We start from the raw sequence: 19,213 nt of genomic DNA, 5'->3' as shown, positions 1-19,213 counted from the left end.
GCGATCGTATGCCTCGCTCACAGGAACGGCCCGTGCCGAAATCCCTACGAAGTCGCCGCCTTGCGGACGGCTTCCGCGACGGCGGGCGCCACCGTGTTGTCGAAGACCGAGGGGACGATGAACGACGCGTTCAACCTGTCCCCGTCCACCACGTCGGCGATGGCCTGCGCGGCGGCCAGCAGCATCGCGTCGGTGATGGTGCGGGCGTGTGCGTCCAGCAGGCCGCGGAACACGCCGGGGAACGCCAGCACGTTGTTGATCTGGTTCGGGAAGTCCGAGCGGCCGGTCGCCACGACGGCGGCGTGCTGCTGGGCCTCCATCGGGTCGATCTCGGGGTCCGGGTTCGCCAGTGCGAAGACGATCGCGTCCTTGGCCATCGTGGCGACCTGCTCGGCACCGAACAGGTTGGGCGCGGAGACGCCGATGAACACGTCGGAACCGACCAGCGCGTCGTGCAGGCGGCCGGACTGGTTGTCCTTGTTCGTGGAGGCCGCGATGGACTTCAGGTTCGAGTCCAGGCCGGGGCGGTCGCGGTGCACGATGCCGTCGACGTCCACGGCGATGATGTCGCCCGGCGTCTGGGCCTGCAGCAGGCGGATGATCGCCGAACCCGCGGCGCCGACGCCGCAGACCGTGATGCGGCAGTCCTTGATGTCCTTGTTGACGACCCGCAGCGCGTTGCGCAGAGCGGCCACGACGACGATCGCGGTGCCGTGCTGGTCGTCGTGGAAGACCGGGATGTCGAGCTTCTCGCGCAGGCGGGCCTCGATCTCGAAGCAGCGCGGCGCGGAGATGTCCTCGAGGTTGATGCCGCCGTACACGGGAGCGATGAGCTCGACCGCGCGGATGATCTCCTCGGTGTCCTGGGTGTCCAGGCAGACCGGCCAGGCGTCGACGCCGGCGAACTTCTTGAACAGCGCCGCCTTGCCCTCCATCACCGGCAGCGCGGCGGCGGGGCCGAGGTTGCCCAGGCCCAGCACCGCGGAGCCGTCGGTGACGACCGCGACGGTGTTGCGCTTGATCGTCAGACGGCGCGCGTCGTCCGGGTTCTTGGCGATCGCCTCACACACACGGGCCACACCGGGCGTGTACGCCCGAGACAAGTCGTCGCGGTTGCGCAGCGGCACCTTCGACGAGACCTCGATCTTGCCGCCGAGGTGCACGAGGAACGTCCGGTCCGACACCTTGCGGACGACGATGCCGGGCAACGTCTCCAGCGTGTCGGTGATGTCCTTGGCGTGGTTCGCGGACAGCGCGTTGCACGTGAGGTCGATGACGACGCGGTCGTTGTGCGACTCCACGACGTCGAACGCCGTGATCACCCCGCCGGCGCGGCCGACGGCCGAGGTGAGGTCACCCGCGGCGCTCGCTGACGGCGGCGCCTCCAGGCGAACGGTGATCGAGTAACCAGGGCCGGGGACCGGCATCGTCGTCCTCCCACGCAGTGCTGCTCAAGCGGGAAGTGAGCCTATCCCCGGCCCCATTGCGGTACTCACGCGACTCGACCAGTCTTAAGACCGGCCTGACAAAGCACTCAGGACTTGTTGATCTCGGTCACCGGGTGCGTGTAGCCGAGGTCCTCGACCGGCAGCGGGAACGTCACAGTGCCGAACGGGGAGAGCGCACCCTGCACGTCGCTGGTGAGCTCGGTGACGGGGTGGCCACCGTCGGGGCCCTCCGGCCAGTGCGGGTCGACCCGTCCAGGGCGTCCTTTCGCCACGATCTCCTCCTCGGTGATGCCCAATGACGCGACAAGTGTGACAGACCCTGATTTCTCATCCGGGCAAGGACGAGATCCCGACCGGCCCATATACCGTGGTGAGAATGTCCGGCATCACTCTCGCCGACTGGCTGCGCGCCCAGGACGACGTCGCACTCGTGGCACTGCTGCGCGCGCGCCCCGACCTGGCAACGCCCCCACCTGCCGATATGTCCGTGCTCGCGACACGGGTAGGCACCAGGGCGTCGATCGCGCGTGCCTGCGAGGACCTCGACACGTTCACGCTGGCCGTGCTCGAAGGCCTGGTGGTGCAGGGCGCGGACACCGAGCCCGTGGCGTTGGCCACACTCGCGCAGGTGCTCGGGCCGGACGTGAAGCCCAAGCCGCTCAAGTTGGCCGTCACGAAACTGCGCTCCCTCGCGCTCGTGTGGGGCGAGGACGACGCGATGTCGGTGCCTCCGGTCACGCGCGAGGCGTTCGGCACGTACCCCGGCGGACTCGGCCGGTCGACCGGGCAGACGTACGACCTGCACGGCATCACCGAGGGCGAACAGCGCGTGCTGCAGAAGCTCGCCGCCGGCCCGCCGATCGGTGACACCAAGGACGCGTCACGGGTCGTGCCGCTCGAAAAGGCGGAGACCCCGGTCCAACGCCTGCTCGCGCGCGGCCTGCTGCTGCGGCGCGACCCCGGCACCGTTGAGCTGCCGCGAGAGATCGCGCTCCAGTTCCGCGGTGAGAGGCCGCTCGGCCCGATCCAGGTCACCGAGCCGAAACCGAAGACGAGCACCCTCCAGCAGACGAGCATCGACGCCACGGGCGGCGGCGAGGCGTTGGAGCTGGTCCGCCACGTCGAGAACCTGATCGCGAGCTGGTCCGTCGAACCACCGGCGGTGCTGCGGACCGGCGGCCTGGGCGTCCGCGAGCTGCGCAAGGTCGCCAAGGACCTGGGCGTCGACGAGCAACGCGCGGCACTGTTGATCGAGCTCGTGGTCGGCGCGGACCTGGCCGCGAACACCGAGGCCGCCGAACCGGAGTGGATCCCGACGACCAAGGCCGACGTGTGGCTCGCCGCGACCGCCGAGGTCCGCTGGGCCACGATCGCGGGCGCCTGGCTGGAGCTGCCCCGGCTGCCCGCGCTGATCGGCCGCCGCGACGAGAAGGACAAGCTCTTCAACCCCCTCGCGGACGAGATCCGGCGCGCCCAGGCACCACGCGACCGCAGATGGATCCTCGAAGCGCTCGGCGCGTTCCCCAAGGGCACCGCGATCGCGAACCCCACCGACCTGGCCGCGTTGCTCGCCTGGCGGGCGCCGCGCCGTGGCGGGCGGCAGCGCGACGAACTCGTGCGCTGGACGGTCGAGGAGGGCACCGCGGTCGGTGTGCTCGCTCTCGGCGCGATCACCAGCGCGGGCCGCGTGCTGCTCGACGAGGGCCCTGGCCACGCCGCCAAGGCGCTCGGCGACGCACTCCCGGCCCCGCTGGACCACGTCCTCGTGCAGGCCGACCTCACCGTCATCGCGCCCGGCCGGCTCGAACCCGAGCTCGCGGACGAGATGGCGCTCGTCGCGGACGTCGAGTCGGCGGGCAGCGCGACGGTCTACCGGATCAGCGAGAGCACCGTCCGCCGCGCGCTGGACGCCGGACGCACGGCGGATGAGCTGCAGGAACTCTTCAAGATCCGCTCCCGCACGCCCGTCCCGCAGTCGTTGAGCTATCTGATCGACGACGCCGCACGACGCCACGGCAGGCTGCGCGGAGGTGCCGCCGGTTCGTTCCTGCGGTGCGACGACCCGGTGCTGATCAGCGAGGTGCTCGCGCACCCGGAGGCCGGGCGCCTGGAGCTGCGCCGGATCGCGCCGACGGTGCTGGTCAGCCCGTTGCCGCTGGCAGACGTGCTGGACGGGCTGCGCTCGGCCGGGTTCGCCCCGGCGGCGGAGGGCCCCGACGGCCAGGTCCTCGACCTGCGACCGGGCGGGCGCCGGACCACGCCGAGGCAGCGGACAGCGCGCAAAATCGCGTCACCCGCCGTGCAGGCCGACGAGCGGTTGGGTGAACTCGTCCGGCTGGTGCGGGCCGGTGATCGCGCCGCCGCGACACCACGGGGTGAACGGATCACGGTCCCCGGCCACCTCGGTGCCGGGCCGTCCGCCACCCTGTCGTTGCTCCAGCAGGCCGCACGGGCGCGACAGAGAGTGCTCGTCGGGTTCGTCGACTCCCACGGCACGGCCGCGCAGCGCGTGGTCGAGCCGCACGTGGTCGGCGGGGGCGTGCTCGAGGGCTACGACCACAGCTACGGAGAGGTACTCAGGTTCCCTCTTCATCGCATCACGTCCGCCGCATTGGTGGACGAGGCCTGACGGTCGGTCATCCCCCGGACGAACCGCACGTCCACCCTTGCGTGTGCGCGTCGCGACCTAGCGTCGAGTGGCGTGGGCGTTTCACGACGCTCGCTCGACGAAGGAGGAGCAGCGCAAATGGCCATCACCCGGTGGGCGCGTAGAGCGGTCCTCACCGCAACGGCATTGGCGTTCGCCTTGCCGTTCTCAACAGGAACAGCACAGGCCGACCCGATCATCGAGGTTCTCGCGGACAACAACGTCAACGTGACCGTTGGCGCTTACAACAACAACGTCAACTCGATCCCGGTCAGTCTGGGCGCGGGCGCGAGCCTCAACACGGGCAGCGGCATCACTCTCGGCCTCGACGAGAACGAGGGCATCCAGCTCGCGCTGGACATCGGCCACGCGGAGGTCTGGGCCGACGCCTCGGTCGGCGTGCCCTTCACGAACATCGGTGTCGAAGCGTCCGCCGCAGCCGCGGTCGACGGGCCCGCGGTGGCCGTGGCGGTCGAGAACGCCGAGGTGAGCGTCACCGCCGACGCGCAGGCGAACGTCGACGTGGCCGTGGAGATCGCGGCACCGCCCGCCGAACCCGCGGTGGCCGCGCCGCCGGCTGAACCTGAGGCCGCGCCGGCCTTCGAGTCCGCCGTCACGACCACCGACGACACGACGGCGTTGCCGGACGAGCCGAAGGGCGACGAGGAAGAAGAGGACTGCCCGGAGGAGGTCAAGCCGTCGGGCTGCCCCAACATCACCGCGTTGGGAATCCTCAGCGTCTGCCTGTTGCCGGACGTGATCCAGCTCCACATCTGAGTCGGCTGACCACGACGACCCGGAGGGAGGCCACCACGACGAGGACCAACTGAATCAGACCGCAACGACGAGGCGAGCGCCGCACCCGAAGGTGGCGCTCGCCTCGTTCACGTTTGCAGTTGTCCCCGACGGGTGGAGATCAGCCCGCGCGGACGGACATCCACTGGCGCATCGCGTGCTCGACCAGCGTGATGAGCGTCTGCTTCGTCGACTGCCGGTTGCGCGCGTCGCACGTGACGATCGGAACCGACTCGTCGATCGTGAGCGCCTCGCGGACGTCCTCCAGCCTGTGGTGGAGGAGGCCGTCGAAGCAGTTGACGCCCACGACGTACGGCAGCTGCCGGTCGTCGAAGAAGTCGATCGAGGCGAACGCGTCGGCCAGTCGGCGGGTGTCGACCAGCACGATGGCGCCGATGGCACCACGTACGAGGTCGTCCCACATGAACCAGAACCGGTGCTGACCCGGAGTACCGAAGAGGTACAGGATCAGGTCGCTGTCGAGCGACACACGGCCGAAGTCCATCGCGACGGTCGTGGTGACCTTGTTGGGCGTGGCGGAGAGGTCGTCCACCCCCGCGCTGGCCTCGGTCATCACCGCCTCGGTGGTCAACGGGACGATCTCGGACACCGAGCCGACGAACGTCGTCTTGCCAACACCGAAGCCACCCGCCACCACGATCTTGGCGGAGGTCGTCGGCTTCCGTGCGCCCTCGGCGCCCTGGGGACTAGAGCCTGCGAAGCCCACTGAGCACCCTCTCCAGGAATTCCATGGAAGGCCGGTCCCCCACGACCAGACCGCCCTGGTGAATCAAAACCAATCCCATGCTTGCCATGTCGCCGATCAACACCCGCACGACGCCAAGCGGCAAGCGTAGGAGTGCCGCGACCTCGGCCACCGACCGAGTGTCCACGCACAACCCGCAGATCGACCTGTGCTCGGGAAGTACTGCGGCATCCCGTTCGAGGCCACGCTCGCTGGTCGAAATCAGCGCCTCGATAGCAAGGTCGTAGTCGGGCCGTGTGCGCCCACCGGTGCGTGTGTACGGCCGCACCAGTGAACCCGAGTCCGCAGACGAATTCTCCTCCGGACGCACAGCAGGCTGTGCACCGGTGGCGTACACCGGCTGCGGCCCGGTGGTGTACGGCAGTTGTTCCGGCACCGCGTCCGGCATCTCGTGCTGGCCGAAGAGGTCCGCACCCGGGCCACCGAACAACCCGGTGCCGTACCCGTCGATGTCGAACCGGTTCGGCACGTCGTCGTACGGATACGACGACGAGTCATCCACCTCACGCTGAGACATATCGCCTAGCCCTTGCCCTGTAACCCGCTCATCGTGGGGTGCGTCCTCGGCTTCCTCTGGTTCTTGGGGTATCTCGTCAGGCTCGTCGAACTGGAACCCACCAGCGGCCCACTCCTGGTAGTTGAAGTTCCTACCGAAGCCACGGCCTCTAGCGCCAGATCTTCCAGCCATCTGTTCTCACCCCTGAACTGCCAGTGAGGTCTAGCGACGGACCACACCCTGAAGCTGCGCGCGCAGCTCCGGGGTGAGTTGTTGACCGACTCTTTCCACCAACAGCGTCATCTCGTAGGCCACGAGGCCGATGTCGCAGTTGGGGGCGGCGAGGACGGCAAGGCACGAGCCGTCACTGATCGACATGAGGAACAGGTAACCCCGCTCCATCTCGACCACGGTCTGGTTGACCCCGCCTGCTTCGAAGCAGCGGGCAGCACCCTGTGTGAGGCTGACCAGGCCGGACGCGACTGCGGAGAGCTGCTCTGCACGGTCCCGGGGAAGACCCTGGGACCCCGCGAGCAACAGCCCGTCCGCGGACACCACGACGGAATGTGCCACGCCGGGCACCCTCCGCACGAAGTCGGTGATAAGCCAACCAAAGCTGCCTGGCTGCGCTGCGGTCGTCACTCCTGCTCCTCGTTCTGCCGGCTCGATTGGTCACCAGCGTATGCCTCGATCAATGCGTGCCGGCCTCGCCGGACACCACTTTGCAGACTCGACATCCGTCCGCGCACCGCATCGGCGGAGCGGGGCGGCAGCGGAGGTCGCTGTGCCGTCTGTGTCAGGGACTGCGGCTTGGGTGCTGCAGATCCTGGCACGAGCTGAGCCTTCGGTGTCCGTTTCGGCAATCCTGCCGTCGTCTTCGTCTCCGGCGCCTTGTTCAACAACGCCTGAGCCGCTTGCCATCCCTCATCGGCAGGCGATTGCCAAGCCGACTCGGAAGTGGGTGCCGCCGCTGGAGTCTCCTCCACAACGGGCTCCGGTTCCACAACTCGCTCCTGCTCAGCGGGTGCGACTACTGCTTCCTCGACCGCCGGCTGGACCTTCGCGCGCGGCTGGCGCACGGGAAGACCAGCGGCCGACGTGGTGGTGGGTGCCACCGCCGGGACAGGCTTGGGCTTGCGGGTCGGCAGCTCCGGTTCCGGCCCGTCCGAGAGCGGAGGGGTGGTCGGAGGCTCGTCGATGTACTCGACACCGCCCTTGTTCGCGTTGTCGGCCTTCTCGACACTGCCGAGCCTGGACTCAACACGTCCGTTGGCCTCTGCAGGTTCGGGGTGTTCCGCCGCAGTCGGAACCGGCTGGGCCGCGGACGCGGACGTCTCGCTGCCGACGGCCTGGAACCACTGCGACAGAACTGCCTCGTAGATGGGCAGGCGTTCGGTCGGCGCGTCCAGGTCGTGCTCGACCTGCTTGCGCGAGGCCTCCGAGGTGCCGTTGCGGTGCGCGAGGTCGGAGTCCACCGAGGCGCGCGAGACGCCGTTGGTGGAGACCGGCTCGTCGTCCATCGGCGAGATCGGGACGAACTGGGTCGTCTCGTAGCCCGGCTCGAAGGAGATCTCGCCGCCGTCCTCTTCGTGGCGGTCCTCGTAGGCCGTGAAGAGCGTCGGCTCACCGAACGAGCCCTCGGGCTCCACGGCCGCCAGCTGGTCGCGCCGCCACCGCTCGGACGGCGTCGCGTCCTCGATCGGCGGCTCGCTGTAGACCGGCACCGCCGTCGCGCCCGCACCGGTGTCGGTGAGCGCGCTCGGGACGAAGCTGACCGGGATGCTCGGGCTCGACTCGTCGATCCTCGGCGTGGTGCCGGTGGCACCGCCGAACGCTCCGGCGATTCCGCTGGCCCTGGTCGCGGTCGTGCCGATCTCGGTCGTGTGCTCGGCAGGAGCCATCGGCGCCATCGGCGCCATCGGAGCCGGCGCCTGGGACGGCATGCCGAACGCACCCGCGATGCCGGTACCGGACGGCGGAGTCGACGCCGGTGCCTGGCCGGGGAACGCGATGAGCGTCTCCGGCACGATCACCAGTGCGGTCGTACCGCCTTCGATGTCCTCGTTGCCGCGCAGGCGGACCTTGATGTCGTGGCGCTTGGCCAGCCGCGCGACCACGTACAGGCCCATTCGGCGGGAGACGGCGACGTCGACGTCCGGCGGGTCGGCCAGACGCTCGTTGGCGTCGAGGATCTCCTGGTCGCCCATGCCCACACCGCGGTCCTGGATCTCGATCGCCAGCTCGCCCTTGCGGGTCTTGGCCGTGCGAACGGTGACCTTGGTGACCGGGTCGGAGAACGCCGTGGCGTTGTCCAGCAGCTCGGCGATGAGGTGCACGAGGTCGTTGACCGCGCGGCCCTGGACGGTGAGGTCCGGGGTCTGGCCGACCTGCACGCGGGCGTACTGCTCGACCTCGGAGACCGCGGCGCCGAGGACCTCGGCGGCCGGGACGGGCCTGGTCAGTCGCCGCGAGAGGTCCGTGCCCGAGAGAACCAGCAGGTTCTCCGAGTTGCGGCGCATACGCGTGGCGAGGTGGTCCAGCTCGAACAGGGAGGCCAGCTGGTCCGGGTCCTGCTCGTCCTGCTCCAGCCGGTCGATCAGGTTCAGCTGGCGTTCGACCAGCGCCTGCGAACGGCGCGACAGGTTGACGAACATCGCGTTGACGTTGTCACGCAGGAGGGCCTGCTGGGCGGCCAGTCGCACCGCTTCACCGTGCACCGCGTCGAACGCGCGCGCCACCTGACCGATCTCTTCACGCGTGTGCACCGGCACCGGCTCGACGGCCGTCTTGGCCGCGTCCTCCGGGTTCGGGTCCGCGAGGATCCGCTCGACCGCGTCCGGAAGACCGTGGTCGGCGACGTCGAGGGCGGTGCGGCGCAGCGTGCGCAGCGGGTTGAGGATCGAGCGGGCGACGAACAGCGCCATCAGCAACGCGAGCGCGAGCAGCGTCAGCACGATGCCGGACTGGATGTAGGCACTGCGGCGAGCGTCGCCGGCGGCCACGTCGGTCTGGTTCTGCAGCTGCTCGACCAGCAGGTTCTCGACGTCACGGGTCAGGTTGACCGTCAGCGTGGCGGCGATGTCCCACTTCTCGGACGTCAGCTGGCTGAAGTCCTTGTTGCGGCTCTGCTGGTTGATCGCCGATTCCTGCATGTCGTTCGCGGTGTCGACGATGAGGCCGGTGACGGTGTCGTCGTAGATCTTGGCCTGTTCGGGCGTCGCGGACTTGCGGAAGTCGTTACGTGCGGCTTCGAGCTCCGCGTCCGCTGCCTGCAGGGAGCGCAGCTGGGACGGGGTGAACGCCTTGCGCTGGAAGACGTCGAGGAGGATCGCTCGCTTGAGCGACTCCTGCTCCTTGATGCGCGCGATGGCGTTCGTCGTCAGGTGCAGTCGCACCAGCGCGGGGTCGTTGATCTCGGAGATCGTCTGCTCACCGAGACCGATGAGGGTCTCGATGGACTCCGAGTAGGTGCGCTGGACGGCCTCGGCGGGGTACTGCGTGTCGCGCACCGAGTTGCGGAGGCTGTTCAGGCGGTTGAGCTGGTTGAACGCGACCTGGAAGCGCTCGACGGCCGGCGGGTTCAGGTCGGAGCTCAGCTCGGCGATCTTGTTGCTGAACGCCTCGCTGGTGTCGTTCACCCGGCGCAGCTGGCGCTCCAGGACGACCCGGTCGACCTTCTTGTTCGAGGCGACGTAGCTGACCGACAGGTCGCGTTCACGCTGGAGCTGCTGCACCAGGTCCGCGACCGCTGTCTCCAGGCGGATCTGGTTCGCGAGGTTGTTGAACTCCGTCGCGGCCTGGAGGTCGCTGCGCACGCGCAGACCACCCAGGGCGAGGGCGGCGACCGTCGGGATGAGCAGAACGGCGAGCAGCTTCGTGCGCAACCGCCAGTTGCGCAGCCGCCATCCCGCGGACCTGGCAGGTCCTTGTCCGGGTCCGGGCGCGACGTCCTGCTTCACCGCGTGCGGCGTCACATTCATCGTCCCGTCACCCAGCGCAGCCAGTCCGTCACCCGATTCGGGCCTTTCGGAGCGTGTGGTGTCACCCACGCCAAACTGGCTGGGACCTCTCTCACGTCGGGCCACTCTGGGCTTCCTCTTCCAGCAGCAGTGTCCCGGTCTCTCCCCAGGACCGAGCATGGACTCGTCAAACGGGCCGAATTGCAGCACAGAGGTCGTTCGCCCGGTGAGGCGCCCTACCCCGTCTGAAGACACGTCGGTCTACTACGACCAGTGCCACCCGAGCGGGGAGCGTAATGGCCACCCCCTGCTCTGGGGAAGTCTCCGGAAGCACTCACCGTATCGAGACGGGGTGTCGTTTCATACGTTCAGGTGGTTAACATCCCCGGTTGTCGGCACGCCCCACGTCCGTTCGAACTCGCAGTTCGGACTGCGGACTACCTGGTCCGTGACGACACTCACTGATCATCTTGATGCTACTCAAGGCCTACCGGCGAGAGGTGCCATGGCTACCCGAGCCAAAGCTCTGCGGCTTGCTGCAGTGCTCATCACGTGTGTTCTGACCGCGAGCTGCAGCCTGTTCGGAAGTTCGTCGAACGGCGGTGCCGCGGACGTTGAGCGGGACACCCTGCGCATCGGCGTGCTGCCGGTCGTCGACGTCGCACCGCTGCGAATCGCACTGACCGAGAAGCTCTTCGAGAAGGCCGGTCTGCAGGTCAACCTGGTCACCCAGCCCAGCGAGGCCGAGGCCATCAAGCAGCTGGACACCACGCTCGACATCACGTGGGCGACGCACGTCAGCCTGTTCCGCGCGGTCGCCGAGGGCACCGAGCTGCAGCTGCAGGGCGAGGCCTACCAGGCCGGTCCGAACTCGATGGCGCTGGTCACGGCGGCCAACTCGGACTACGACGACCCCGGCAAGAAGCCGCAGCCGCGCATCGCCGTGAACAGCGAGACCGACATCGGCGCGCTGACCACGCGTGCCGTGCTGGACACCGCCGCGGTCGAGAAGCAGAAGATCAAGTTCAACGCCATGCCGTTCGCGGACATGGAGAACGCGCTGACCTCCGGCGAGGTCGACGCGGCGTTCATGATCGAGCCCTTCATCACGAAGGCGCAGCGCAAGATCGGCGCGAAGATCGTCACCGACACCGCCCGCGGCCCGACACTGGACTTCCCGATGTCCGGCTACGCGGCGTCGAAGAAGTTCGCCGAGGCGAACCCGAAGACGCTGAAGGTGTTCCGCGACGTGCTGCGTGAGGCGCAGCAGCGCGCACAGGCCAACAAGCTGAGCGTGCAGGACTCGCTGACCAGCTACGCAGACGTCGACCAGCCGACCGCGGCGCTCGTGTCCGTGGGCACGTTCCCGCTGTCGCTGAACCCGATCCGGCTCCAGCGCGTCGCCGACATGATGGACACCGAGGACGTGCTTTCCGGTCGTCTGGACGTGCAGCAGTTGTTGCCGCCAGGTACTACCGGCTAGTTGCTGAATGACATGAGAAAGGCGGGCTTTTGTGGCCCGCCTTTCTCAGTTTCGGTCACTGTCCGGCGAGCGCCGTTACGCAGTACGTGATGCCCGGCGCGGGTTCGTTGTACGAAACAGCGGTCGCTTCACCGCAATCGGCAGTGGCGGCCTTGACGACTTTCTCGATCTTCACGACCTTCTGGACGGCGAACTCGTTGTTGCCCTTCGAGCAGTCAACGGCCTTCATTCCGCCCATGCTGATCTTCACGAGTTCTTCCTCGTAGCACTTGCCCTCTTCGAGCTTCTCCACGAGGCAGAGCTTGAGCGTCTCGCGACGTCCGCCGGACTGCTCGTACTCGGCGTAGTCGTCGCTCGGGCAGGCCTCCGACGTGCTCTTCATGGCCTTGGCGATGATGTAGTTCGCCTCGGGAGCGCCGCAGTCGACCTTCTTGTAGTTCGGGCTGATCGTGGTGCCCGTGACGCTCGCGCAGTCGCCCGGCTTGGCCGAGGGCTCACCGGTGCTGTTGAGCACCGTGCGAACGACGAAGAAACCGCCCGCGACCAGCACGAACGCGAGGATCGAGCCGATCACCTTGCCGGCACCGCCCTTCTTCGGCGGCTGCTGCCCGTACGGCATCGGCATGCCCGGCGGCATCTGGCCGGGAGGCGGCGGAGGCGGGCCGAAGGGCTGGCCGGGCTGGCCCTGCGGCTGGGCGTAGGGGTCACCGGGGTAGCCCGGCTGCTGGGGCATGCCCTGCGGAGGCGTGCCGTAGGGCTGCTGGCCGTAGGGCTGCTGACCGTAGGGCTGCTGGGGCTGCCCACCGGGAGGCGGGCCGTAAGGCCCTGGCTGCTGGGGGTAGTTGGGGGGTGTCACCTTGATTCCTCTCCGATGGGACACGCGAAGAACGCGAAACCGGAGCCGTGTGCCACGACTCCGGTTTCCTCTTGAGGTCGAACTACGGCGCGAACCGTTACGCGGGTGCGCCGAGGCAGTAGTGCAGCTTGGCCTCGGGGAACGAAGCCGCCTGCTCTTCTGCGGCGCACTGCGGCGCGGCGGTGTCCTTGACGACCTTGGTCACCTTGAACGCTGCGCTGCCGGAGCACTCGACGGCCTTGGCACCGACGCCGCCCACGGCCTCGTCGAAGCACTTGCCCTCGGCGTACAGCGGCGCGAGGCACAGCTTGGTCTTGGGACCACGACGCTGCGACTGCGTGTACTCGTCGTAGTTCTCGCCACACGCCTCGTTGGTGCCACCGGCCTTGCCGACGACGTAGTTCGCCTCGGCGGCGGCACAGTCGACCGGCTTGTACTCAGGGCTGGTCGAGGTACCCGTGACGCTCGCGCAGTCCCCCACCTTCGCCTGCGCGACGTCGCTGGTGAAGTAGTTGAACGCGTAGATCGCCGCGCCGGCGACGACCAGACCGACGACGTAGGTCAGGATCTTCTTGCCGATGCTCGACTTCTTCTTCGGCTCGACGGGTGCCTGCTCCTGCGCAGGTGCGGGCGCGACTGGTTCAGTGCTCATGATTCCTGCTTCCGATTACCCCATGTGGCCCATGCCCCCCGACAACGGCCGGAGGAGAGGTTGCCACGCGGAAGTGGAATCCGCTGCCGCTTTACGGAAACGTTACGGGTGCTTGTGCACACCTCGAGGTAAGTCCGCCTGACCTCAAGATAAGTGCAGGTCTACTGCTGCGTGTCCCCGCGCTGGAGGCAGAAGGTGACGGCGGGTTCCGGGAAGACCGCCGCGCGCCCGTCACCGCAGGCTGCGCGGTCGGCCTTGCCGCTGAGCACCTTGGCGACCTTCACCGCGTCCTTGGTGGTGCAGTCGACCTTGGCGATGCCGGACTCGGGGTCCTGGCCGTAGCAGGAACCCTCGACGAAGTTCGGCATGAGGCAGAACGTGGAGTCGCCCGTGTACGTCGAGTAGTCCATGCCACCTGACGGGCACTTCTGCTCGTTCCACGGGAGGATCTTGGCGATCTTGACGTTCGCCATCTCCGAGGCGCAGTCGAGCGCCTGGTACTTCGGGTTGTCGAGCGCGCCCGTGATGCGCGCGCAGTCGCCGACCTGCGCCGCCTTCGCCACATCGCCCAGCTGGTTCAGCACGAAACCGCCGAGCAGGACGAGCGCGAAGACAACAGCGATACCCAGGCCGACCTTCTTCATGGCCTGGGTATCGGTCGCGTCAGGTGGTGAACTTGTGCGGGTTCACCCGATCAGGACCCTTCGTGCACACCCATGCAGTAGACCGAGGCCGGCTCGCTGAACCGCAGCTCGCTGGAGCCCTCGGGACACACCGTGCCCTCCTCGGGCAGGCCGTCGACCTTCTTCACGATCTTCACGGGCGACTCGGTGGTGCACGGCTCGGTCTTGAAGGCGCCGTCGTCACCGGAGGTGTAGCACTTGCCCTCGGCGAGGTTCGGCATCAGGCAGAACGAGTCGCCACCGGACTTCACGGGCTCGTAGATGCCCTCGTCGGGGCAGGCGTCATCAGTGTTGGCCAGCACCTTGGCGACCCGGTGCGTGGCGGCCTGGTCGCCGCAGCCCTGCGAGGAGACGTTCCACTCGCCGTCCGGCTTGTCGACGTCCTGCGGCGAGGCGCTGACGCAGTCGCCGACCTTGGTGCTGTTGAGCGCCGTGAGCGCCCACACGCCGCCGCCGACCAGCACGACCGCCAGCACGCCGACGATGACGAACTTCAGCCAGTTGTTCTTCTTGGGCGACTCGTCGGTCTCGGTTCCATCGGTGTCCACGGAAGCCGGTGCCACCGAAGCGGGGGGCTCGACGGGATCAGTCGACTCGGTGCTCATGGGCGAGAACGTACGACACCGCGTGTTGGCTGCGTGTGTCGCCTCACACTTGTTATCGCCAGTTGACGCAGGTCGAACGCGTTTCGCGTCGTCAGCCGGGCCCTGGGTGGCGGAGTCGGGGCGGCAGGGCTCGGGTACCGGTCTCGGGCTGTTTCCAAACGGTCGGCGGCAGGGGCTCGGCCGCCGGTCGACGCACGTCGAACGCATTTGGCGTCGTCAGGGAGACTTGTACGCGTGACCGATGGCCCCCTGATCGTCCAGTCGGACAAAACGCTGCTGCTCGAGGTCGACCACCCGCTCGCCGACGACGCGCGTACGTCCATCGCGCCGTTCGCCGAGTTGGAGCGGGCGCCTGAGCACGTGCACACCTACCGCGTGACGCCGTTGGCCTTGTGGAACGCACGTGCGGCAGGCCACGACGCCGAGCAGGTGGTGGACGCGCTGGTGCGGTTCAGCCGCTACCCGGTGCCGCAGCCGTTGCTCGTGGACGTGGTCGACACCATGGGGCGGTTCGGGCGGCTCGTGCTGACGAACAACCCGGCGCACGGGCTGGTGTTGCACTCGAACGACCGCGCTGTGCTCGAAGAGGTGCTGCGGAACAAGAAGATCGCGCCGATGTTCGGGGCGCGGATCGACGACGACACGGTGGTCGTGCATCCCAGTGAGCGGGGGCGGCTCAAGCAGCTGTTGCTCAAGGTCGGGTGGCCGGCCGAGGACCACGCCGGGTACGTCGACGGCGAGGCGCATCCGATCGAGCTCGACGAGAAGGACTGGAAGCTGCGCGACTACCAGCGGCTCGCGGCGCAGGCGTTCTGGGCGGGTGGGTCCGGCGTTGTCGTGCTGCCGTGTGGCGCGGGTAAGACGCTCGTCGGCGCGGCGGCGATGGCTGAGGCGCAGGCGACCACGTTGATCCTGGTCACGAACACGGTGGCGGGCAGGCAGTGGAAGCGGGAGCTGATCGCGCGCACGTCGCTCACCGAGGAGGAGATCGGTGAGTACTCGGGTGAGCGCAAGGAGATCCGCCCGGTCACCATCGCGACCTACCAGGTGATCACCCGCAAGTCGAAGGGCGAGTACAAGCACCTGGAGCTGTTCGACTCGCGGGACTGGGGCCTGATCGTTTACGACGAGGTCCACCTGCTGCCGGCACCGGTGTTCCGGATGACCGCGGACCTCCAAAGCCGACGACGCCTGGGGCTCACGGCGACGCTGGTCAGGGAGGACGGGCAGGAAGGCGACGTCTTCTCGTTGATCGGGCCGAAGCGGTACGACGTGCCGTGGCGTGACATCGAGGCGCAGGGCTGGATCGCGCCCGCCGAGTGCACCGAGGTCCGGGTGACGATGACGGACAACGAACGGCTGCAGTACGCGACGGCCGAGCCTGAGGAGCGGTACAAGCTCTGCTCGACCGCGCGGACCAAGATCGCGGTCGTCAAAAGGGTGCTCGACCGGCATCCCGACGAGCCGGCTCTCGTGATCGGTGCTTATCTGGACCAGCTCGACGAGCTCGGGGAGGAGCTGGACGCGCCGGTGATCAAGGGATCGACGAAGAACAAAGAGCGCGAGGAACTGTTCGACAGGTTCCGCAAGGGCGAGCTGCGCACGCTCGTCGTGTCGAAGGTCGCGAACTTCTCCATCGACCTGCCGGAGGCCTCGGTCGCCATCCAGGTGTCGGGCACGTTCGGGTCACGTCAGGAGGAGGCCCAGCGGCTCGGCCGGATCCTGCGGCCCAAGGGTGACGGGCGGCAGGCGCACTTCTACTCGGTCGTCTCGCGCGACACGCTGGACGCCGACTACGCGGCCCACCGGCAACGGTTCCTGGCCGAGCAGGGGTACGCCTACAAGATCGTTGACGCGGACGACCTGGTCGGATGACGTCCTGGTGGATGTGGAACCCGGCCGGGACCGTTCCGTCGAAACGGTTCCGGTCGGAGGAGTCGCTGGCCCGGTCGGCGCCGGACACGCAGGTCGTCCGGTCCGCCGACTTCCACTGCCCCGAGCAACGCCGCCGCGCCACCGCCGTGCGCGAGGACTTCCTGAAAGTGACCGGTGACCCCGTGCAGGTGGCGCTGGTCGAGCAACGGCTGTGGACGCTGCTCGTGGCCCTGCGCCGGGCCCAGCCGCTCCGGGACGCGCTGGCGACCGCGATCCCCAAGCCCGGGCGGGCGGCGCTGGTCGCGGAGCCCTCGCGCGAACTGGCCGAGTTCGACCGGCGCTTCGACCGGTTCGCGGCCGCGTTGCAGGTCCTGGTCGCGGACCCGACGCCGGAGCAGCTACGCCACACCGCCGCCCTGGACTAGCGCGGGAATCTCGGCCACACCCGTCAGCAGGTGGGTGTGGCGGACGACGCCCAGCTCCTGCGCGGTCTGGCTGCCGCTCAGCACCCCGACCACGAACCCGGCACCGGCGTTCATCCCGGCCTCCAGGTCGCGCACGGTGTCACCCGCGGTCAGCACGCGCCGCACGTCGCGTGCACCGGTCAGCTCCATCGCCTTGAAGATCATGTACGGCGCCGGGCGGCCGGCGGGCACGTCGTCAACGCACACGACCGCGTCCAGCACCCCGGAGCTCCAGCCCAGGACATTCAGCAGGCCGACCAGGACCGGACGGTCGAAGCCGGTGGTCAACGCGACCTTCACTCCGTTAGAACGCAACCACGCCAACGTTTCCGGCACACCCGGCAGCGGCGTCGGCGGGGTCTCGGCGTAGTACTTCGCCAGCCGCTCGTGGAAGTCGGCGAACTCATCGTCCACATCGGAGCGACCGAGCATCGACGAGATCGCCTCGTACTTGTCGGCACCCATCCAGCGGCCCACATCGGAAGCCGAGCCACCCGCCGCGATCACGGTGTCCGCCAACGCCTGGTAGACCAACCCGTGTTCCTGCACCGTGGTGCCGGCGATGTCCAGCACCACCAGGTCGACCTTCACGACGCCCTCCAGTCCCGCAGCAGCGCCGGGTGCGCCTGCTGGGAGTTCTCGATCGAAAAGCTGACCATGTCCGGACGGTAGCGGTCGTCGGAGTACTCGACGGGACGACCGTCCACACCGGACGCACGCCGCCGCTCACGCAGAAGCGGTGCCCCCAAAGCGACTTCCAGCAGTTCGTGGTCCGTCTCATCTGCCGCGACGGCGTCGATCTGGTGCCGGGCAACGGTCATGTCGACGCCCTGCTCTCCCAGATAGGCGTACAGCGAACCGCTGTCGCAGTCGAAGTCGAACAGCAGGCGCCCCACCGGTTCCACGAACGTCGTGCGCTCCAGCATCGTCGGCCGGCCGTCGATCAGCCGCTGCCGCAACAACTGCACGACCGGCGTGCCCTCGTCGAGCGCCAGCGCGTCCGCGACCTCGACCGACGCTGGACGGCGCGCGATCTCCAGAGTTCGTTGCCCCGGCACGTGTCCGAGGCCCGCGGCCCAGCTGGAGAACGACAGGAACGTCTCGAACGGCTGCGACAGCGTGTGCCGGCGGACCACCGCGGGCTTGCCCCGGCCGCCGCCGATCATGCCCTCCGCGCGCAACGTCGTGAGCGCCTGCCGGACCGGCGCGCGCGAGGCGTTCCACTGTGCGCACAGCTGCGATTCGGACGGCACGGGATCACCGACGGCCAGCTCACCCGACGCGATACGGCGCCGCAGGTCGGCCGCGATGCGCTCGTGCAGGGGCATCTCCATGCCACCAACCATACATGTCATAACAAGTCTGAACACCAAGTGAACACATCAGAACACCCATTGATTCAACCCAAAGCGGCACTCATCGTTCTTGTCATGACAAGTGTGGACCTGGTGGTCGTCGGCGCGGGAATCGTCGGTCTCGCGCACGCCTGGCACGCGGTGCAACGGGGTCTCTCCGTCGCCGTGGTCGAGCGCGACGAGCACGCGGCCGGAGCCTCCGTGCGCAACTTCGGGCACGGCTGCTTCACCGCTCAGGACGGGGTGGCGTTCGAGTACGCGACGACCGCACGCGAGGAGTGGCTCAAGCTCGCCAAAGAGGCCGGCTTCTGGCTGCGTGAGTCGGGCACGGTCGTCATGGCTCGGCACGACGACGAGCGCGCCGTTCTCGAAGAGTTCGCGCACGTCCGCGACATCGAGCTCACCGACGAAGGCGCGTTCCTGCCGTTGGACATCCGCGTCAACCCGCGCGAAGCCGTGCACGCCATCGCGAAACTGCTGGCTGAGCGCGGTGTCACGTTCCACTGGTCGACCAACGTCCTCACGGTCGAGCCGGGCCTGGTCCGCACGTCACGCGACGAGATCCACTGCCGCACGGCGGTCGTCGCGGTCGGCCACGACGTCGACAGGTTCTTCCCCGACCTCGCCGAGCAGCACCAGATCCAGCGCTGCCAGCTGCGGATGCTGCGCGTCGCACACGGCGGCGTGATCGACCCGGCGGTGCTGACCGGGTTCTCGATGCTGCGCTACGACGCGTTCGCACGGTGCCCCAGCACCGAGAAGGTCCGCGAACGTCTCACGCACGACCACCCCGAGCTGGTCGAGGCCGGGCTGAACCTGATGTTCACCCAGCTCCCCGACGGCTCGCTCACGATCGGCGACACCCACCACTACAGCCGCACGGTCGACCCGTACCTCCCCGAGCACCTGGACGACCTGGTGCTCACCGAGACGGCCCGGCTGCTCGGCGTTCCGGCGCTCCAAGTCCTCGAACGCTGGCGCGGCATCTACGCGTCGGCCCCCGAACCCTTCCTGACCGCGACGCCCGCTCCCCTCACCAGGGCCGTCTCGGTCACCTCCGGCATCGGCATGACCACCGCGCTCGGCCTCGCCCCGGCCGTGCTCGACGACCTCCTCCAGGAGATGTGAG

General features: G+C 68.4%; 18 protein-coding genes. 6 read left to right on the top strand and 12 right to left on the bottom strand.

Annotated features, from left to right (window positions below):
* Positions 1–44: 44 nt before the first annotated feature.
* Together LFM09_RS23080 and LFM09_RS23075 are read right to left on the bottom strand one after the other, a co-directional pair.
* Positions 45–1,427 (bottom strand): NAD-dependent malic enzyme, encoded by a 1,383-nt coding sequence (locus LFM09_RS23080; protein WP_414098600.1) that lies wholly within the window; start codon positions 1,425–1,427, stop codon positions 45–47.
* A 107-nt stretch (positions 1,428–1,534) separates the two neighbouring features.
* On the bottom strand, positions 1,535–1,720 hold the full coding sequence (locus LFM09_RS23075; RefSeq protein WP_109633120.1) for a hypothetical protein: 186 nt from the start codon (positions 1,718–1,720) through the stop codon (positions 1,535–1,537).
* A 104-nt stretch (positions 1,721–1,824) separates the two neighbouring features.
* Here LFM09_RS23075 and LFM09_RS23070 point away from each other — a divergent pair, with 104 nt between their 5' ends.
* Positions 1,825–4,077 (top strand): helicase-associated domain-containing protein, encoded by a 2,253-nt coding sequence (locus LFM09_RS23070; protein ID WP_414098599.1) that lies wholly within the window; start codon positions 1,825–1,827, stop codon positions 4,075–4,077.
* A gap of 117 nt (positions 4,078–4,194) precedes the next feature.
* Complete coding sequence (locus LFM09_RS23065) at positions 4,195–4,872, top strand: hypothetical protein (RefSeq protein WP_414098597.1); 678 nt, start codon at positions 4,195–4,197, stop codon at positions 4,870–4,872.
* A 139-nt stretch (positions 4,873–5,011) separates the two neighbouring features.
* Here the strand turns inward: LFM09_RS23065 and LFM09_RS23060 are convergent, their stop codons facing one another.
* The 4 genes from LFM09_RS23060 to LFM09_RS23045 are packed head-to-tail and all read right to left on the bottom strand — an operon-like array spanning position 5,012 to position 10,132.
* Positions 5,012–5,617, bottom strand: a complete 606-nt coding sequence (locus tag LFM09_RS23060; protein ID WP_030470877.1) for a GTP-binding protein — start codon at positions 5,615–5,617, stop codon at positions 5,012–5,014.
* Complete coding sequence (locus LFM09_RS23055) at positions 5,598–6,344, bottom strand: DUF742 domain-containing protein (RefSeq protein ID WP_414098596.1); 747 nt, start codon at positions 6,342–6,344, stop codon at positions 5,598–5,600. Before LFM09_RS23055 ends, LFM09_RS23060 begins: the two co-directional genes overlap by 20 nt.
* A gap of 30 nt (positions 6,345–6,374) precedes the next feature.
* Complete coding sequence (locus LFM09_RS23050; RefSeq protein WP_030470879.1) at positions 6,375–6,794, bottom strand: roadblock/LC7 domain-containing protein; 420 nt, start codon at positions 6,792–6,794, stop codon at positions 6,375–6,377.
* Complete coding sequence (locus tag LFM09_RS23045; protein WP_414098595.1) at positions 6,791–10,132, bottom strand: nitrate- and nitrite sensing domain-containing protein; 3,342 nt, start codon at positions 10,130–10,132, stop codon at positions 6,791–6,793. The genes LFM09_RS23050 and LFM09_RS23045 overlap by 4 nt, the downstream gene beginning before the upstream one ends.
* A 484-nt stretch (positions 10,133–10,616) precedes the next feature.
* Between LFM09_RS23045 and LFM09_RS23040 the strand changes: the two genes are divergently transcribed.
* Positions 10,617–11,594, top strand: coding sequence for an ABC transporter substrate-binding protein (locus LFM09_RS23040; RefSeq protein ID WP_414098594.1), 978 nt, complete (start codon positions 10,617–10,619; stop codon positions 11,592–11,594).
* A gap of 55 nt (positions 11,595–11,649) precedes the next feature.
* Here the strand turns inward: LFM09_RS23040 and LFM09_RS23035 are convergent, their stop codons facing one another.
* The 4 genes from LFM09_RS23035 to LFM09_RS23020 all read right to left on the bottom strand — a co-directional run bounded on the left by LFM09_RS23035 (position 11,650) and on the right by LFM09_RS23020 (position 14,390).
* On the bottom strand, positions 11,650–12,450 hold the full coding sequence (locus LFM09_RS23035) for a hypothetical protein (protein ID WP_414098593.1): 801 nt from the start codon (positions 12,448–12,450) through the stop codon (positions 11,650–11,652).
* A gap of 97 nt (positions 12,451–12,547) precedes the next feature.
* Positions 12,548–13,102, bottom strand: a complete 555-nt coding sequence (locus LFM09_RS23030) for a hypothetical protein (RefSeq protein ID WP_414098592.1) — start codon at positions 13,100–13,102, stop codon at positions 12,548–12,550.
* Between the two features lie 161 nt (positions 13,103–13,263).
* Positions 13,264–13,746, bottom strand: a complete 483-nt coding sequence (locus LFM09_RS23025) for a hypothetical protein (protein WP_414098591.1) — start codon at positions 13,744–13,746, stop codon at positions 13,264–13,266.
* Positions 13,747–13,796: 50 nt separating this feature from the next.
* Entirely contained in the window at positions 13,797–14,390 is a 594-nt protein-coding gene (locus LFM09_RS23020) for a hypothetical protein (protein ID WP_414098590.1), read from the bottom strand.
* A gap of 234 nt (positions 14,391–14,624) precedes the next feature.
* On the opposite strand from LFM09_RS23020, the gene LFM09_RS23015 reads away from it, so the two are divergent.
* Entirely contained in the window at positions 14,625–16,265 is a 1,641-nt protein-coding gene (locus LFM09_RS23015) for a DNA repair helicase XPB (protein WP_414098589.1), read from the top strand.
* Positions 16,262–16,690 carry a hypothetical protein gene (locus LFM09_RS23010; protein WP_414098588.1) on the top strand — a complete coding sequence of 143 codons (429 nt, stop codon included), beginning with the start codon at positions 16,262–16,264 and terminating at the stop codon, positions 16,688–16,690. Before LFM09_RS23015 ends, LFM09_RS23010 begins: the two co-directional genes overlap by 4 nt.
* On the opposite strand, the gene LFM09_RS23005 is transcribed toward LFM09_RS23010, so the two are convergent.
* Positions 16,664–17,320, bottom strand: a complete 657-nt coding sequence (locus LFM09_RS23005; protein WP_414098587.1) for a phosphonatase-like hydrolase — start codon at positions 17,318–17,320, stop codon at positions 16,664–16,666. The two genes, LFM09_RS23010 and LFM09_RS23005, sit on opposite strands and share 27 nt — an antisense overlap.
* Complete coding sequence (locus LFM09_RS23000) at positions 17,317–18,063, bottom strand: GntR family transcriptional regulator (RefSeq protein ID WP_414098586.1); 747 nt, start codon at positions 18,061–18,063, stop codon at positions 17,317–17,319. The genes LFM09_RS23005 and LFM09_RS23000 overlap by 4 nt, the downstream gene beginning before the upstream one ends.
* A 96-nt stretch (positions 18,064–18,159) precedes the next feature.
* Here LFM09_RS23000 and LFM09_RS22995 point away from each other — a divergent pair, with 96 nt between their 5' ends.
* Positions 18,160–19,212, top strand: coding sequence for an FAD-dependent oxidoreductase (locus tag LFM09_RS22995; RefSeq protein ID WP_414098585.1), 1,053 nt, complete (start codon positions 18,160–18,162; stop codon positions 19,210–19,212).
* The last annotated feature ends 1 nt before the right edge of the window (position 19,213 follow it).

Origin of the sequence: Lentzea alba, assembly GCF_047445655.1 — a bacterium.
In the GTDB taxonomy this organism is placed as follows: Bacteria; Actinomycetota; Actinomycetes; order Mycobacteriales; family Pseudonocardiaceae; genus Lentzea; species Lentzea alba_A.
This window is presented reverse-complemented; position numbering and strand designations above follow the sequence as displayed.